Origin of the sequence: Rothia sp. CCM 9417 (genome assembly GCF_048513575.1) — a bacterium.
Taxonomy (GTDB): domain Bacteria; phylum Actinomycetota; class Actinomycetes; order Actinomycetales; family Micrococcaceae; genus Rothia.
This window is the reverse complement of record NZ_JBLXXT010000010.1, coordinates 1-16,314: the sequence shown is the minus strand read 5'-3', so window position 1 is coordinate 16,314 and position 16,314 is coordinate 1. Positions and strand designations below refer to the sequence as shown.

13 protein-coding genes and 3 tRNA genes are annotated in these 16,314 nt (G+C 55.3%); 8 read left to right on the top strand and 8 right to left on the bottom strand.

What is annotated here, in order from left to right:
• Positions 1-58 precede the first annotated feature (58 nt).
• The 6 genes from ACN082_RS09425 to bcp form a co-directional block, all read right to left on the bottom strand.
• Complete coding sequence (locus ACN082_RS09425) at positions 59-883, bottom strand: alpha/beta fold hydrolase (RefSeq protein ID WP_419100603.1); 825 nt, start codon at positions 881-883, stop codon at positions 59-61.
• An 81-nt stretch (positions 884-964) separates the two neighbouring features.
• A complete protein-coding gene (locus ACN082_RS09420) occupies positions 965-2,062 on the bottom strand; it encodes a YihY/virulence factor BrkB family protein (RefSeq protein ID WP_419100602.1) in 1,098 nt (365 codons plus the stop codon).
• Positions 2,063-2,207: 145 nt separating this feature from the next.
• Positions 2,208-3,713, bottom strand: a complete 1,506-nt coding sequence (locus ACN082_RS09415; RefSeq protein WP_419100652.1) for a malate:quinone oxidoreductase — start codon at positions 3,711-3,713, stop codon at positions 2,208-2,210.
• 125 nt (positions 3,714-3,838) lie between these two features.
• Complete coding sequence (locus ACN082_RS09410; protein ID WP_419100601.1) at positions 3,839-5,566, bottom strand: ABC transporter substrate-binding protein; 1,728 nt, start codon at positions 5,564-5,566, stop codon at positions 3,839-3,841.
• Positions 5,567-5,721: 155 nt separating this feature from the next.
• Positions 5,722-5,803: transfer RNA gene (locus ACN082_RS09405), tRNA-Leu, on the bottom strand.
• A 74-nt stretch (positions 5,804-5,877) separates the two neighbouring features.
• Entirely contained in the window at positions 5,878-6,348 is a 471-nt protein-coding gene (gene bcp, locus ACN082_RS09400) for a thioredoxin-dependent thiol peroxidase (RefSeq protein ID WP_419100600.1), read from the bottom strand.
• A gap of 213 nt (positions 6,349-6,561) precedes the next feature.
• On the opposite strand from bcp, the gene ACN082_RS09395 reads away from it, so the two are divergent.
• The 3 genes from ACN082_RS09395 (at position 6,562) to ACN082_RS09385 (ending at position 7,653) form a co-directional block, all read left to right on the top strand.
• Complete coding sequence (locus ACN082_RS09395; protein ID WP_419100599.1) at positions 6,562-7,176, top strand: MarR family winged helix-turn-helix transcriptional regulator; 615 nt, start codon at positions 6,562-6,564, stop codon at positions 7,174-7,176.
• Positions 7,177-7,332: 156 nt separating this feature from the next.
• A tRNA-Lys gene (locus ACN082_RS09390) sits at positions 7,333-7,405 on the top strand.
• A 175-nt stretch (positions 7,406-7,580) separates the two neighbouring features.
• Positions 7,581-7,653, top strand: a tRNA-Lys gene (locus tag ACN082_RS09385).
• A gap of 70 nt (positions 7,654-7,723) precedes the next feature.
• Here ACN082_RS09385 and ACN082_RS09380 read toward each other — a convergent pair.
• Entirely contained in the window at positions 7,724-8,179 is a 456-nt protein-coding gene (locus ACN082_RS09380) for a hypothetical protein (protein WP_419100598.1), read from the bottom strand.
• Between the two features lie 475 nt (positions 8,180-8,654).
• On the opposite strand from ACN082_RS09380, the gene ACN082_RS09375 reads away from it, so the two are divergent.
• The 5 genes from ACN082_RS09375 to ACN082_RS09355 all read left to right on the top strand — a co-directional run bounded on the left by ACN082_RS09375 (position 8,655) and on the right by ACN082_RS09355 (position 15,458).
• Positions 8,655-10,493: an acetolactate synthase large subunit gene (locus ACN082_RS09375; RefSeq protein ID WP_419100597.1), complete on the top strand. Its 1,839-nt coding sequence runs from the start codon at positions 8,655-8,657 to the stop codon at positions 10,491-10,493.
• Positions 10,490-10,999, top strand: a complete 510-nt coding sequence (gene ilvN, locus ACN082_RS09370) for an acetolactate synthase small subunit (protein ID WP_419100596.1) — start codon at positions 10,490-10,492, stop codon at positions 10,997-10,999. The genes ACN082_RS09375 and ilvN overlap by 4 nt, the downstream gene beginning before the upstream one ends.
• 142 nt (positions 11,000-11,141) lie before the next feature.
• Positions 11,142-12,170: a ketol-acid reductoisomerase gene (gene ilvC / locus ACN082_RS09365; RefSeq protein WP_419100595.1), complete on the top strand. Its 1,029-nt coding sequence runs from the start codon at positions 11,142-11,144 to the stop codon at positions 12,168-12,170.
• Between the two features lie 285 nt (positions 12,171-12,455).
• Entirely contained in the window at positions 12,456-14,051 is a 1,596-nt protein-coding gene (gene serA, locus ACN082_RS09360) for a phosphoglycerate dehydrogenase (RefSeq protein WP_419100594.1), read from the top strand.
• A gap of 309 nt (positions 14,052-14,360) precedes the next feature.
• On the top strand, positions 14,361-15,458 hold the full coding sequence (locus tag ACN082_RS09355; RefSeq protein WP_419100593.1) for a hypothetical protein: 1,098 nt from the start codon (positions 14,361-14,363) through the stop codon (positions 15,456-15,458).
• Between the two features lie 312 nt (positions 15,459-15,770).
• Here ACN082_RS09355 and ACN082_RS09350 read toward each other — a convergent pair whose 3' ends face one another.
• On the bottom strand, positions 15,771-16,109 hold the full coding sequence (locus tag ACN082_RS09350; protein ID WP_419100592.1) for a hypothetical protein: 339 nt from the start codon (positions 16,107-16,109) through the stop codon (positions 15,771-15,773).
• Between the last annotated feature and the right edge of the window lie 205 nt (positions 16,110-16,314).

Here is a 16,314-nt window from a genome sequence, read left to right as displayed (position 1 = left end):
CCTTTTCATCAGAAGATAAGTCGTGGAGCTAACCCGGTTTGTGGGGCGCTCGCGGTTTCTACGCTACCGTGTGTTGGCTCACCCCGCTAGCTGGTGTCGGCCTGTGACGAACCATGAACTCTATGGCGGTGGCTCTGAGCTTACCACTGGTCAGAATATTGATATGGTCGCGCCTGGGGTACTCTAACCAGACAGCTTGATCTGGGGCAAGGAACTTGTAGGCTTTGAATGAATCACGGGCTACGGTGTCTTGATTACCCCGGAAAAAGAGAACGGGGCATGCAGGCAGCGGGCTGGAGGAAAAGCTTTCTATGGGTAGAGCGGCGAAGGCCTGAAGCTGGGGTTCTGGCACTGGCGAACCTGTCAGGATATCGGCAAAACCATCTGGGAGCCTGCCACCGGTGCGTAGTGCCCGGTTAATGAGCGGCACATGGTTGGTAAGCGGCATGGCCCCTGCAACCAGGGAGCTAACGGCATCGGGGTAGAGCGAAGCGAGAGTCCAGCAGATACGGGCACCGATGGAATAACCTACCAGGTGCACCTCACCGCTGAGAGTAGCCAGGTAACTGGCCAGCGATTCAGCTATTGCGCTAAGCAGTCGCTGTGTGGCTGGTAGTTGGTAGCTGACAGCACCAGGTGTTTCCTCAGCTGATTCTGGGAGCCGGTGGTAGGGCAGAGTCACTGTGTGGACTGTAGCACCCTGGGCCTGAAGCTGGCTGACCCAACGGGTATGGTGCCAGTTAACCATCGGTGTAGAGGCGAACCCGTGAACTAGAAGCACATGGGCCCCCTCCAAGGGTTGGGGTGGTTGCCCGCTGTCCTGCGGCGTAGGTGGGATAGAATCAACAACTAAAGGTAGCTGGTCGGTGGTGGCGGTGGTCATAGGCTCATCGTACGGTGCATATAGGGTGAAGAAAACCCCGGTCACTGACTGACAGCGCCGGGGCAACCTTGCAGGTGGGCTTTACTCCTTCTCTTTTTCTTGGGCCATCTTCTCAAAATCGACCCCGCTATGGGAGAGACGGATTTTTCGGCCTTCCTCAATCAATTCTTCCTGCTTCTGCTGAATCTTGATAGCCATAGTGTCGTCTCTGGGTGGTAAGCGCAGGTTCTCTTCTGCCTTGATGCCTGCTTGAAGCTCACGGCTACGTTGGATCTCTGCATCAATCTGAGCACCGAGTAAGAGCACATTGTTCATGATCCATATGAATAGGAGCATGACGATAACGCCACCGATCAGACCGTAGGTGGCATTATATTTGCCAAAATTTGAAACATAGAAGCTAAAGCCGGTACCGGCCAATGCCATAAAGACCAGGGCGAAAACAGCGCCAGGGGTCAGGAAGGCTAATTTGGGCTGCCTGACGTTAGGAGTAGCAAAGTAGAGCAGGCTGATCAGGACAACTGCTAGGGCCAGCATGATTGGGTAACGTAGCCACATCCAGATTCCGATGAATCCGCCCAACTCAAAGTCGGGAACTGCGGATTGGATCATCAACAAAACGTCCCCAGATGAGAGGAAGACCAACATCATGGATACTACGATGAGCACTAAAACGGTCGTAACCATGAGGTTAATAGGTCGTAGCTTCCAGATAGGGCGACCCTCAAGAACTCCATAGATTTTATTCATAGCACGGCCAAATGCCCCGGTATAGCCTGAAGCGGTCCACAGCGCACCGACAATACCGGTGACCAGGGCCAGACCGGCTGCACTGGAGCTGGTCAGCTGGGTGATGGGGTCCTCAAGAATCGTGAGCATTTCCTGAGGAGCATAATCTTGCAAGAAGCCCAAAATGGTCTTTGCCGTTTGTTCCCCCTGCCCAAAGACACCCAGCAAGGAAACGATGGCCAGCAAGGCTGGGAATATAGAGAGCACCGTGAAATAGGTCAGGGCCGCCGCTAGATCGGTGCACCCGTCGTGGCTAAACTCGCTGAGAGCCCTTTTAAAGATGTATTTCCAGCTGGACCCACTGACTTCGGTGAGCTTAGAGGGCTTGGGCCTTGCTTGGTGGGTTGGTTCTGTGCGTGAGCGTTTGACGGTCGTGGCTGCACGGCCCATAGATAAGTTTCCTTCGATGACTTGAGATATTAATCAGTAGATATCCTATCAGGGGCTTGTGAGCGGCAAAATGCTGCTTGCTTCAGGTAGAAAGAGTTGTGCCCCGGGCTTTTGAGCCCGGGGCCTTAGAGTCAGCCCTGCCATACTAGTTGTCTATACCCAAAACCTTAGAGGTGTAGGCAAAGAGCTCATCGGCTAGCTGGTGGTTGTCGTTGAGCTTGACACCGTAGCCGGGAACTAGCTCTCGAATGCGTGGCTCCCATTGGCTAAGCTGCTGGGGGAAGCAACGGGCTAGCAGGTTCAGCATGATAGGTGCGGCTGTGGAGGCCCCCGGTGAAGCGCCGAGTAGAGCCGCTAGGCTGCCGTCGCCCGATGCAATGAGCTCGGTACCGAACTGTAGGACGCCGCCCTTCTTGGGGTCTTTCTTGATAACCTGAACGCGCTGACCGGCGGTGATGAGCTCCCACTCGTCATCGACTGCGGTGGGGTAGTATTCGCGCAGAGACTCAAGGTGCTTAGCACGATTCTTAAGCAGCTCACCGATCAGGTACTTGGTGAGGTCCATATTATCCAACCCGGCCCGCACCATGGGGACAAGGTTATCGGGGCGGAGCGAGAGCGGCAGGTCAAGCAGGGAACCGTGCTTGAGGAAGTTGGTTTTGAAACCCGCGTAGGGCCCAAAGAGCAGGGATCGCTTGCCCTTGACATAGCGGGTATCAAGGTGGGGAACAGACATGGGAGGAGCGCCCACTGATGCCTGGCCGTAGACCTTAGCATTGTGGCGCAGGGCGGTTTCCTGGCTGGTGTTGCGCATGAAAAGGCCCGAGACGGGGAAACCGCCGAAGCCCTTGCCCTCTTTAATGCCAGATTTTTGGAGGAGGCTGAGGGCACCACCGCCGGCACCCAGGAAAACGAAGCGTGCACGGATGGTTTCTTGCTGTCCCTTTTCCTTGAGGTTCTTGGCTGTGACCACCCAGCTACTGTCGCTTTGCTGGTTGAGATCGGTGACCTGCTGGCCGTACTGTACCGATACACCCTGGTCTACCAGGTAGTCGAGCATCTGCTGGGTGAGGTTGCCGAAATCGACATCGGTGCCCTCCGGTGACCAGGTGGCGGCAAGGGGCTGGCTGGGGTCGCGGCCCTCAACGGCCAGGGGAGCCCACTCAAGAATCTTGTCGATATCGGTGGAGAACTGCATGCGCTCGAAGAGCTTCTGCCCTTCGAAGGCTTCAAAGCGCTTGGCCAGGTAGTTGGAATGTTCCTGACCGAAGACCAGAGACATGTGGGGTACGGGGTTGATGAAGGAAGCGTCCTTGAGTTTTCCTTCTTCAACCAGCGATGCCCACAGCTGGCGGGAAATCTGGAACTGTTCGTTGATGCCCAGAGCTTTTGCTGGGTCAACGGTACCGTCCGGCCCTGCCGGTGCGTAGTTGAGCTCGCAGAGGGCCGAGTGGCCGGTGCCTGCGTTGTTCCAGGGGTTTGACGATTCCTGTCCAGCCTCATCAAGGCGCTCTAACAGGGTGATGTTCCAGCTGGGTTCTACTTCTTTGAGTAGGACACCCAGGGTTGCGCTCATGATACCGCCGCCGACTAAAAGGACGTCGGTTTGTACTTCATTAGCCACTGTTTGACACTCCGTCGCTGTACTCAGACTTGGCGCCGAGCTGGGGCGCCTTGTGTGTGGGGTTTCACCCCAGGTTCCTTATTAGCCTAGTACAGATAGGGCGACCTACCTAACACTGTGACGGGGTTGCGCCCTAATCTCTATGGTTGGTGTCAATTCTCTACATCCACCGTTGAGAACACATCGAGGCAGGTAGCAGTGACGGTGTAGCTTGTGACCCGTGCGCCCTGAGTGACACCGGATACCGGGTAGGCCAGGGGGATAGCGGGCAGGAGCTCAGAGACCTGCGCGTTGAGTTTGCGATAGGCATCGCGCCAGGCAGAGATGTCGGTGATGCTGTCTGCCTGGTCAATGGCTTGCATGATGCTGGTGTAGCTTGATGCGGCTTTGGAAGGGTCGTCGGTAGCTGGTTCCCCTGTACTTGGGGTAGAAGTCGATCCCCCTGGGTTTATGCTGATCTCAGCTGGTGCTCTTGAAGCGGGTGCAAGAACCTGCCCCAGGAAAGCAGTGGGGTCGCGGTAGGCGCCGATAAAACCTGCCAGTTCTAGCCCGTAATTGGGGTGTTTGGCAGGGATATCGTCACTTCCTTGGTCGGTCCACTGGTAGGGTTTGGGCACAAGGTTGAAGCCCGCACTGATGAGGTTGGTTGCAATAAGAGAGTAAATGCCCTCTGGTGAGGGTAATGAGGCCAGCGAAACATTGACAGGGTAGTAGAAGTCGATGCTCTGGTTAGCGTAGGTTGAGGTTCGCAGTAACTCTTTTGCCTTCGTCGCTGAGTAGTTATAGACCTCCCCGGCTTCGGGGTTCTTCATCTGAAAAAGTGCGGGGATAAAATCGGAGGCTGCCTTGGTTCCCTGGGGGTAGTAGGCGCTAATGAGGGCGGCCCGGTCAATAGCGCAGGCTAGAGCCTGACGCACTCTGAGGTCATCGAAAGCTGGGTGGGCTAGATTGATGCCGATATAAGCAACGGCATAGGGGTCACGAGATTGCACCGCGTACCCATCAAGGGCCAGAGGGACATAGTCTTTGAGGGCTACCTGGTCATAGGCGTCAATCCGGCCTTCAACAAGGTTGTAATAGCGTTTCTCGGCACCGGGAATAGTCACAAATTCCAGGCGGTCAATCTCGGGTGCTGTCCCTCTGTAGTTCTCAGAGCGTTCGAGAACAGCCGTGGCTCCATCCCAGCTTTTAAGAGTGAAAGCGCCGCTACCGATGGGCGATTCAACCGCTGCCGTATTGTTGGCAAACTGGTCAGGCTTCATAATCCCACATGCGGGCTGAGTGAGGGCTTTGAGGAAACTAGCGGAGTGACGTGAGAGGGTAACTGTAAAACGGGTGTCAGTTTCAGCCGACCAGGCACTGACCAGAGCTGGGGCTGGTCGCCCACTGGCGCGGGGGGTTTCTGCTAAGAGGTGGGCATAGGCCTGGTTGAGCTGCGTCAAGGGAGCTGCGGCCAGAGCCTTCCACCGGTCAAAGTTCTGGGAGATACTCTGTGCATTTAGGGGGCTACCATCACTAAAAATTAGATCCTTGTCTAAGGTGAAAGTGTAGGTGAGCCCGTCGTCGCTGATATCCCATTGCGAAGCCAAGCCTGGGACAGGCTCGCCCGTGTTGACATCTGCCCCTACCAAGGGGTCAAGAATCTGGGCGCTGATGCGGTGGCTTTCAATGCGGGTAGTAGCGGTAGGGTCTAAGGACTGTATCTGCGCAGCCTGTGCAAAACGGAATACTTTACCGCTACCGCTAGAAGCTGTTGCGCCCCTCGGTGTGGCGACGGGTTGGCGGGGTGCTGAGGTAGAGCAGGCACTGAGTGCAAAACCAGCGCTGAGCGCAGCGCCAATGCCTAGAGCCTCCCGGCGAGTTACTGTCTCTGCTGCCATTGCTATTACCTCTTGATGACATGGCTGGGCCCCGCCCAGGGCCGCTATCGGGTCTTGGGGCTGAGGGGTTACTGTTGACTCCCTTTGGGGGGAACATAATCAAAAAACCCGCTCAACCGGGAATGAACCGGGCGAAACGGGTTATTGATATAGAGTGCGCGAGGAGGGACTTGAACCCTCACGCCGTAAGGCACAGGAACCTAAATCCTGCGTGTCTGCCAATTTCACCACTCGCGCAGGTGGCGCTGTAAGCACAACACAGAAAATCATACAGCACCAGGTGAGCTTTTTCCTAATTGATGGTGGGTGAGCTAGCTATCAATTCCCAGATCGCGGCGGAGCTTTGCAACATGCCCCTTGGCCCGGACGTTGTACTGGGCAAGAGCGACTTTTCCGGCTTCATCAATAACGAGGGTTGAGCGAATGAGGCCTACATAGGTTTTCCCGTAGTTCTTTTTCTCTCCCCAAGCGCCGTAGGCTTCGGCAACGGCGTGGTTCTCGTCGGAGAGCAGGGGGAAGGGTAGGTCCTGGGTGGCGGTGAATTTATCGAGTGCAGCGATACCGTCGGGAGATACCCCCAGAACCTGGTAGCCATGTGCGCTCAGTGACTCAAGGCTGTCTCGGAAGTCGCAGGCCTGGGTGGTACAACCGGGAGTAGAAGCCTTGGGGTAGAAGTAGAGGATTACTTTGCGACCGGTGAAGTCTGCTAGCGAGACTGTTGAGCCACCGGCGGCGGGGAGCGTAAAATCAGGGGCGGTAGCTCCTGGCTCGAGACGTGCCATGGTATCTGCCTTTCAGATAGTGAAAACAATGGGGAAATCGTAATGATATCCCGTGAAGAATATGTGGGTCGAAAACCAGCTTACCAAGTAGGTCGGTGCCCTAAATAGGTTGGAAGGTCGCGGTCTTGAGGGGCTGGCTAGAGCTCCTTGTTAACTTGAAACACTTGTAATGCGCCTGGTTTAGCATCAGCTAAACGTGTCTATACTGTTGGCATGCCAGAAATTCGTAATTGGTCTATTACTAGACTCCTCTCAACAGCTGCACGCATGCTGGAATATAGCTGGAATGCTCAGCTTAAATCCTTAGGTCTTACTCATGCCGGTGTCACGGCTCTCGATGTGATTGCACGGGAAGGCATGATCTCTCAGGTTAAGGTTGCCTCCCTGGTTGGCGTTCAGGCGCAGACTATGGGAAAGACCTTGGCTCGGCTTGAAGCCCACGGGCACGTCTTTCGTACACGTAACACAATCGACCGCCGGAGCTACCTCTTAGGTATTACCGAGGAGGGGCGGCGGGTCCTGGCTGAAGCGGAAAACATTGACCGTATGCTGGGTTCAGCTGGTGAGCTGTCGAACCCTAAATTTCGTGAAATGTTGGTACATATCATTGAGAGCCTCAGCGAGCATCACGGTGGTGGCGAGGTCTTAGCGGGCTTGGCCGAAGAGCAGTCCGCGCAGATTGGCGCCCTGACCCATTCCTTGGTTCAGGGCAGCGGCGGTGAGGGTTTGCCCCCTGAGACCAATGTCGAGGCGGTAGCGCAGGAACGCACTATCACAGCGGTTATGGATGTCATTACCCCCGAGACGATTGTTCAAGGTCATTCATAGCACTGCACTGGCGCCCTGAAGTGGCCGGTTTGATAGCAGGTTAAAACTAGTTTTTATGAAGGTTCTCACAAACACCCTTATGGGTTTGTGCAGTCCCCATGGGGTGTGTATAGTATTTATCTGTTGCCAGGGAAACCTGGTCAAACAAATGAATATGCGCCTCTAGCTCAATTGGCAGAGCAATTGACTCTTAATCAATGGGTTCTGGGTTCGAGTCCCAGGGGGCGCACAGAAGAAGAAAGGCCTGACCGGTTTGCCGGTCAGGCCTCTCTCGTGCGTGTTTGAGAGCTTTTGATGGTATTTATGAAGGTTCTCACAAACACTCTTATGGGTTTGTGCAGTCCCCGTGGGGTGTGTATAGTATTTATCTGTTGCCAGGGAAACCTGGTCAAACAAATGAATATGCGCCTCTAGCTCAATTGGCAGAGCAATTGACTCTTAATCAATGGGTTCTGGGTTCGAGTCCCAGGGGGCGCACAGAAGAAGAAAGGCCTGACCGGCTTACCGGTCAGGCCTCTCTTGTGCGTGCCTATACACTGACAGGTGACTACAGGGCCCATGCGTCAATGATGACCCGTTTGAAATCTTCAATATCAAGGGCCTGGTCCAAGACCCCCGATCCCTGACTCGTTTCAACAAAGTGCTTGGGGTCAAAGGTAAGAGAAAAAGAGGTACCGTTGGTTGCCTCCAGCCCAAAATTGAGGTCTGTGACGGCAAAGGTGCGAGCCGCATTGGTGTTATCAATCGAGGTGGGAGTGCCCAAGCTACGAATCTGAGGTAGGTCGAGGGGAGCGATAATCGCCTCCCGGGGGGTATCCCGGTAACCGACCAGGAAGTAACGCTGCTCGTCCTCCTGGAGTGAAGCCACATCGGAGTTACGGTAAATAGCTGAACCTGTTGCAAACACAAGGTTATAGGCACCGTAATTGATGATCTGGCTATCGAAGACCGTGTGAAGGGCCTTGGCGATCTCATTGCTGGTGAGCTGATGTGAGGCAGTCATGCCCCCAGTCTACGGTGCAGGGCTGTGGCTCGGGGCAGTTAAGCCTGTGGGGATATTAAATGACACAAGATGACAGCGGCATCCGCAGGGGGACCCAATGGGTGTTCGCCCGCTGACGAGGACAGGCTTGCGCTGCTCACCATAGAACTGTGACCAGCCGAGATTTTTTTACACGCAGTGAACCCAGTAACGAAATATAGTGTCATATTCTAAGACCGGTTTGACCTGCTGGCCGGGAAAAGCCAACAATAAAGAGTATGACATCACACCAGCAATCACAGATTATTTTTGTGGTGCGACTCCTAGCGGAGTGCGCAGCATAAGATGCTCTGTGTCTGATGGCGTGCGCACCCTTCGCTCAACCAAGCGGAGGGTTTTTTTCTAGGTAAAACCGTGACCCGGTAGCACCTGGCCCACAGGGCGTACCCCACCGCTCGCACACAAGACTATCTTCGGACCACCACTAGGATCACCCATGACGACGGGACAACCCATCAACCCGGCAGATCTCGCAAAGAATCTGAGGGCTGCATCCGCACCCTCAGAACCCTCACCCCTTGAACGTATGACAGGCTCCCAGGCTATCGTCCGTTCGCTCGAAGCGCTGGGCGTCACCGATATCTTCGGCCTGCCCGGTGGAGCCATCCTTCCCACCTATGACCCCCTCTACGACTCCGAGCAGCTCAATCATATTCTTGTGCGTCATGAGCAGGGGGCTGGGCATGCAGCGGAAGGCTACGCTATTGCAAGCGGCAAGGTTGGTGTGGCAATCGCTACGTCCGGCCCCGGTGCAACCAACCTGCTGACCGCTATTGCCGATGCCAATATGGACTCTGTACCGCTTGTTTGCATTACCGGTCAGGTATCCTCGGCCGTCATCGGTACCGATGCCTTCCAAGAAGCAGACATCGTGGGCATGACCATGCCGATTACCAAGCACTCCTTTATGGTGCGGGACCCTCAGGAAATTCCGCGGTGCATCGCAACAGCTTTCCACATTGCCTCCACCGGTCGCCCCGGCCCCGTCCTGATCGATATTACCAAGGACGCCCAACAGGGCATGATGGACTTCTCCTGGCCTCCTGTTACCCATGAGGCACGCGGCTACAGCATCGTTACCCGCGGCCACTCCAAGCAGATCCGTGAAGCAGCCAAGCTCATCACCGAATCCCAGCGTCCGGTCCTATACGTGGGAGGCGGTGTCGTACGCGCCGGTGCATCGGAAGAACTCATGAAGCTGGCCAAGCTGACCGGGGCACCAGTTGTCACCACGCTGACTGCTCGTGGTGCCTACCCTGACTCCGACCCCCAGAACCTGGGTATGCCCGGTATGCACGGAACCGTACCAGCGGTAACAGCCATGCAAAAGTCCGACCTGCTGATTACCCTCGGCGCTCGTTTCGACGACCGTGTTACCGGTGTTGTCTCGGAGTTCGCCCCGGAAGCTAAGGTCATCCACGTTGATGTTGATCCGGCTGAAATCTCCAAGATCAGGGTTGCAGATGTGCCCATCGTGGGTGATTTGCGCCAGGTCCTTCCCGAACTCAATGAGATTCTGACCGGTGAGTTCTCCAGCGCCCTGCCAGACCTCACGGACTGGTGGACACTGGTTAATAATTTCAAGCAAACTTACCCCCTGGGCTACACCAAGACCAATGACGGCTTGGGGGCACCCCAGTACGTTATCCAGAAGATTAGCGAAATGACCGGCCCCGATGCCTACTACGTCACCGGGGTTGGCCAGCACCAGATGTGGTCAGCTCAGTTCATCACGAACGAAAAGCCCCGCCACTTTATCAACTCAGCGGGCCTGGGTACCATGGGCTTCTCCGTACCCGCCGCTATGGGTGTCAAGGTCGCCTTCCCCGACTCGATTGTCTGGGCCATTGACGGCGATGGCTGCTTTCAGATGACCAACCAAGAGCTGGCAACCTGCGTCCAAAACAAGATCCCCATCAAGGTCGCAATTATCAATAACTCGTCCTTGGGCATGGTGCGCCAGTGGCAGAACCTCTTCTACGATGGCCGCTACTCCAATACCCACCTTAAGACCGGCATCGGTACCGAACGGGTCCCGGACTTTGTCAAACTCGCGGAAGCCTACGGTTGTGCCGGTTTGCGCTGTGAACGTGATGAAGACGTTGAGGCGACCATCGCCCAGGCCCTGGCTATCAACGACCGGCCCGTTGTGGTGGACTTTAACGTCAGCCCCGATGCCCTGGTCTGGCCAATGGTTCCAGCCGGTGTATCCAACGATTTAATCCAAGTCGCTAAAGACATCTCACCGACCTGGGATGATGAGGAGATGCTATGAGTCGCCACACCCTCTCTGTTCTCGTAGAAGATAAGCCCGGTGTGCTGGCCCGCGTATCTGGCCTCTTCGCGCGTCGTATGTTTAATATCGATTCCCTGGCTGTGGGCCCTACCGAGGTCCCTGGAATCTCAAGGATAACGGTTGTAGTGGACGCAAGCGATTTGCTCCTGGAACAGGTCACCAAACAGCTCAATAAGCTCATCCATGTCCTTAAGGTTGTTGAACTTCCTGCTGACAACTCAGCTCAACGTGACCACATCCTCATTAAGGTGCGCGCCGATGTTGCAGCCCGTATTCAGGTGACCCAGGCCGCTGACCTCTTCCGGGCTAGCATCGTCGATGTCTCCCCCGAATCGGTGGTCATTGAGGCAACCGGATCAGCCAACAAAATCAACGCTCTTCTTGAAGTGCTTGAACCCTTTGGTGTGCGGGAAATTGTTCGCGCAGGAACCATCGGCCTCTCCCGTGGCTCTCGTTCCATGAACGAAAAAGCCCTCCGAAGCTAGAACCGGATCTAGCTCACTTACTTTCACAATGTAAAGCCCCTGTCTACCCACGGCAAGCGCCGCCATGTAGGTTAGAGGTTTTCAAACCCCACAGATCGGGTAGCGCCAGCTACCCCTCTACCGATCAAGGAGATCGAAACACATGGCAAAGATCTATTACAACGACGATGCAGACCTGGCCAATATCGCAGAGCGCTCCGTAGCGATCATCGGCTACGGTTCACAGGGCCACGCTCACGCCCTGAACCTGCGCGACTCAGGCGTAGATGTCCGCGTTGGTCTTGCAGAAGGCTCAAAATCCCGTGCCAAGGCCGAAGCAGAAGGCCTGCGCGTACTTACCGTTGCAGAAGCAGCAGCCGAAGCCGATGTCATCATGATTCTGACCCCGGACCAGGTCCAGGCAGAAGTGTTCAAGAAGGATATCGCTCCCAACCTCAACGAAGGTGACGCTCTCTTCTTCGCCCACGGCTTCAACATTGTCTTTGGCTACATCGAAGCTCCCGCCGGCGTAGATGTTGCCATGGTCGCCCCCAAGGGTCCTGGCCACACCGTTCGCCGCGAATTTGAAGCTGGCCGCGCGGTTCCTGCCCTGGTAGCCGTTGAAAAGGATGCCTCAGGTAAGGCACTGGACCTGGCTCTGGCTTACGCCAAGGGCCTGGGCGCAACCCGCGCCGGTGTCATTGAGACTACCTTTAAGGAAGAAGCCGAGTCAGACCTCTTTGGTGAGCAGGCTGTTCTCTGCGGTGGCGCTTCACAGCTCATCCAGTACGGCTTTGAGACCCTGACCGAGGCTGGCTACCAGCCTGAAATTGCATACTTTGAGGTTCTGCACGAGCTCAAGCTGATTGTTGACCTGATGATTGAAGGTGGCATTGCTAAGCAGCGCTGGTCCATCTCTGACACCGCTGAGTACGGCGACTACGTTTCCGGCCCTCGCGTTATCACCCCCGAGGTCAAGGAAAACATGAAAGCTGTTCTGGCCGATATCCAAAGTGGTGCTTTCGCCAAGCGCTTCATGGAAGACCAGGCCGCAGGCGGCCCCGAGTTCAAGGAACTTCGAGCTAAGGGCGAAGCGCACCCCATCGAAACCACCGGCCGCGAACTGCGTAAGCTCTTTGCATGGACCAACAGCGTGGATGCCGACTACGTTGATGGTTCTGTAGCTCGCTAAGGCGCATGAAGACCGTTCGCTGCTTGAGCGCCGACACTCTCTGAGCTGAAGCCGACTACCTGCCAAACCGTCAGGTGGTCGGCTTTGGTTGTTCTATGACCCTTACAGCGGTCAGACGGAGTGCCCCCTGTAGCCCTTAAGGTGAACTACAGGATGCACCTACTCCGGCCCCTCGCAGAGCCGTGCACCGGGGGCAACCCCCAATCTTTGATGAGGCGTCCTTAGGGTCCGAAGCGCCTCTACCCATACGAGAGAACACCCTCATTACCTGAACCAAGGAAAACCGTGACTGCAAAACCAGTTGTACTGATTGCCGAAGAACTATCACCTGCCACTGTCGAAGCCTTGGGCCCCGATTTTGAGATCCGCACCTGCGACGGGGCAGACCGCCAACAGCTCCTGAAGGCTATCACCGATGTGGACGCTATTCTCGTCCGCTCTGCCACCCAGGTCGATGCCGAAGCTATTGGAGCTGCCAAGAAGCTCAAGGTGATTGCTCGAGCCGGTGTAGGCCTAGATAACGTCGACATCAAGGCCGCCACCAAGGCCGGTGTCATGGTGGTCAACGCACCTACATCCAATGTTATTTCTGCTGCAGAACTGACCCTAGGTCATATTCTGGGGCTAGCCCGCAACATTGCGGCCGCCGACTCTTCGATGAAGGCAGGGGAGTGGAAACGCTCCCAGTTCTCCGGGGTCGAGCTCTACGAAAAGACCGTAGGCATCATTGGTCTGGGCCGCATCGGTGGCCTGGTGGCTGAGCGTCTGCGTGCCTTTGGCACCGAGCTTATTGCCTACGACCCCTTTGTTACGACCGCGCGTGCCGCGTCACTTGGCGTTGAGCTGGTGGAGCTGGATGAACTGATTGAGCGGGCAGACTTCATCACTATCCATATGCCCCGTACCCCAGAGACCCTGGGCATGATTAATGCCAAGAGCTTCAAGAGGATGAAGAAGAGCGCTTACGTCATTAACGTGGCCCGCGGCGGGCTGATTGACGAAGCTGATCTCGATGCCGCACTGCGCAGCGGTGAGATTGCCGGCGCCGCCATTGATGTGTTCGTCAAGGAGCCGGCTAAGAAGGTTCCCTTTGTTGGTTTGTCGAATGTTGTGGCAACCCCTCACCTGGGTGCCTCAACCTTTGAAGCCCAGGAGAAAGCAGGTATCTCGGTGGCTAAGTCGGTACGACTGGCCCTTGAAGGGGATCTGGTGCCCGATGCGGTGAACGTTGCCGGTGGGGCCATCGACAAGGACGTGCGCCCCGGCGTGCCCCTGGCCGAAAAGGTTGGCCGGATTTTGACCGCCATTGGCGGCGACGAAGCCTTGACCCGCGTTGAAGTCAAAATCGCAGGTGAAATCGCCACTAAGGACGTCACCTCACTCAAGCTCTCAGCCCTCAAGGGGGTCTTCACCGATGTTGTCTCCGATAAGGTGTCCTACGTTAACGCCCCGATTCTGGCTGAGCAACGCGGCCTTGCGGTGGAGCTGGTGACCACCACCGAAACCGATTACTTCCGCAACGAAACCATTCTGACCGGCGCCCTGGCAAACGGTGAGGTTGTATCGGTGGCAGGTACCGTGACCGGCCCCAAGCTCATTGAGAAGCTGACCAACGTCAACGGCTACGATGTAGAAATCGCCATTACTGACCACATGCTGGTTCTGGAGTATGAGGACCGCCCCGGCGTCATTGCCGCTATCGGTACTTTGCTGGGTACAGCCTCCATCAATATCGCCGGTATGCAGGTTTCTCGCCACGAGAAGGACGCGCAGGCCCTATGTGTTCTGGCCCTTGACTCAGCACTGACCTATGAGGTCTTGGAGTCCATCAAGCGGGTCGTGAATGCTTCACGCGCCGCAATTATCAACTTGGCTGACTAAGCTCTGAGTTAGCCTCGGCATGGGGTGCCTTCTATCTCCCGATTGGGGGAGGGGAGGCACCTTTTTGTGGGCTGATGGGGGAATGACCAGTGGGCTCATGAGCGGTTCTTGTGGGCTTAAGATAAATGTTTTTCCATATCAGAATAATATTAAGAGGGTGAAAGTGATGCGCAATACTGGTAGGTTAAAGCCGGTCGCTAGCAACCGCTGGGGCTTACAGCCTCTGAAATAAGGGCGCACTGCGGGGTAAATATCCTGGCAGTTCCCAGCGGTTCTGGCACCCACAGACCCCGAGATAAAGGATGTTCAATGTCTTCTGCACACCCCATTAGCCGCCGGGCTCTGGCACCCCTGTTCCTTGGAGGTATAGCGGCTATGGCCCTACCCGTGGAACAGGCATCAGCAGCCGTAACCTCACCACTTAGCCCCGCCTCCTACCTGGCGCGAGGAACGGTTGCCCAGCGGAATGTCTCGCAGATGCCGGTGCTCTCCAACTCTGCACAGATGGCCAACTACCTCAAGAATCTGCACAGCAGGTATGTGAGTGACCGGTTTAGAGGCAAGCTACCTCTGAGCGGTAATGTCTTCGCCTACAATATCCCCATTCATACGGTCAATAGCAAAGACCCCGCTCAGCACTACGAATGGTTCTACAGCCTCGATAACCGGGTTAGATACCAGAGTGATGAGTATAAGAGGCTGATGGGGGCTGAAAGGGCTGTACGCCTGCCCGTCCCTAAGAACTTCCAGATTCCCGGTGGTGGGGACCGCTCTATCGCTATTTACGATCGGGGAACCGGTATCTGGCGCTCCCTCTACCAGGTCAAGAAAACAACCAGTGGGAGTCATGCCGGTCAGTGGCATTACAGCTCCGGCGGCTATATTAAAGATGCTCACAAGCTCCCCGGTTCTAAGCACAGCCTGCAACTGACCGGAGGCACAAGTTCGGTGGTTGGGATGGCCAGCGAACTCACCCAGATCGGTATTGACGAGGTTCTTGCCGGCTCTATCAACCACGCAGTTTCTTTCACCCTGCCTAATGCGCGTAGCGGCTTCTCCTGGCCTGCACGCCAGGGGGACGGTAACCTGACCCATGCTCTGGCACCCTATGAGGGGCAGTGGTTCCGCATCAACCCCGCAGTTAACCTCAATACCCTGGGGTTGCGCCCACTAACCCTCATGATCGCGCAAGCCGTGCAGAAATACGGTGGCTATGGCAGTGACCGTAACATTTGGTGCATGGCGGCTAACTACGAGTATGACACCAGCCAGTCCCAAGCAAACCAGGGCAATTCACGCTGGTACACCCAGGTGCAGAAAAAGTACGGCCAGGCACCCGAAAACCTGCATGATTTCCCCTTCCAGCACCTTCAGTTCGCTCCCAAGGACTGGCGTGGCGGGCTTTAGAATGGGTCGAAGCCGGTGATATTTTCTGATGAGTGTAGGGCTCGTCGGTAGTATGTGTGGCAGATCTAGTTGAGGCTGGTGGTTTGACCATCGACCCTAGTGCTAGACCTGCTGTGCTGTTTGTACCGGTCAAGGGAACTGCAACGGAGCAGTTGTAGGCTATAGGGCAATCACGCTTTTTAGCCACACAACCTAAGCCCTATCAACACTGGATGAGGGAAGCTGTCATTCTTCCGGCTGGTGTACCCGGTAGTCGTAAGTGGGATTGCCAGGCTAGGTATAAAGGCGGAAGAGCCCCCGAAATAAACGTTTTTATCGATGCATTCCATTTGAATAGATTGACCAGCCAGCTATAGCAGCGGCAAAAGAAGCTACTGCAAAAGCAAGGACAGTATATAAAAGGGCGAGAATCGATGAAATTATTTTACTCTCACTCTTCCTAAAAAGAGGAACTAACAGGGCTATACCTAAAAAGATAGCGGCGCTGAACACCAGGAAGGTGCTTACGGATGTGAGTTGCTCATCAGTGCTCAAAAATACGATTGATAGCTCAAGGAATACGCATGCAAGAAAACCTATGAGGCCTGCAATGATAATTCCGTTGGTAGAGCTCTGGTCAGGTTCGGGAGTGGGGGTATTTTCTTGGGGCATCGTAATTTTCTCCAAAAAATATTAAGTAAAAATATATCTCAAAAGAAATTGATTAAAAAAATAGTTTTAACTCAACAGAAGAATTTATTGTGCTATTTCAGCGGGAATGACTTCGGCGGTAGGTTTCTGGTCGTCTTCTAACCCGGGTAAACATTGCGTTTCTGCGTCAATTACTTCGAGCTCATCGGCAACTGAGTAAACTACG

Bases quoted from the DNA above. Each gene is read 5' to 3' on its own strand.
- ACN082_RS09355 (WP_419100593.1), top strand. From the start codon at position 14,361: ATGTCTTCTGCACACCCCATTAGCCGCCGGGCTCTGGCACCCCTGTTC.
- ACN082_RS09380 (WP_419100598.1), bottom strand. From the start codon at position 8,179: ATGACTGCCTCACATCAGCTCACCAGCAATGAGATCGCCAAGGCCCTT.
- ACN082_RS09420 (WP_419100602.1), bottom strand. From the start codon at position 2,062: ATGGGCCGTGCAGCCACGACCGTCAAACGCTCACGCACAGAACCAACC.
- ACN082_RS09410 (WP_419100601.1), bottom strand. From the start codon at position 5,566: ATGGCAGCAGAGACAGTAACTCGCCGGGAGGCTCTAGGCATTGGCGCT.
- ilvN (WP_419100596.1), top strand. From the start codon at position 10,490: ATGAGTCGCCACACCCTCTCTGTTCTCGTAGAAGATAAGCCCGGTGTG.
- ACN082_RS09375 (WP_419100597.1), top strand. From the start codon at position 8,655: ATGACGACGGGACAACCCATCAACCCGGCAGATCTCGCAAAGAATCTG.
- ilvC (WP_419100595.1), top strand. From the start codon at position 11,142: ATGGCAAAGATCTATTACAACGACGATGCAGACCTGGCCAATATCGCA.
- ACN082_RS09425 (WP_419100603.1), bottom strand. From the start codon at position 883: ATGACCACCGCCACCACCGACCAGCTACCTTTAGTTGTTGATTCTATC.
- bcp (WP_419100600.1), bottom strand. From the start codon at position 6,348: ATGGCACGTCTCGAGCCAGGAGCTACCGCCCCTGATTTTACGCTCCCC.
- ACN082_RS09395 (WP_419100599.1), top strand. From the start codon at position 6,562: ATGCCAGAAATTCGTAATTGGTCTATTACTAGACTCCTCTCAACAGCT.
- ACN082_RS09350 (WP_419100592.1), bottom strand. From the start codon at position 16,109: ATGCCCCAAGAAAATACCCCCACTCCCGAACCTGACCAGAGCTCTACC.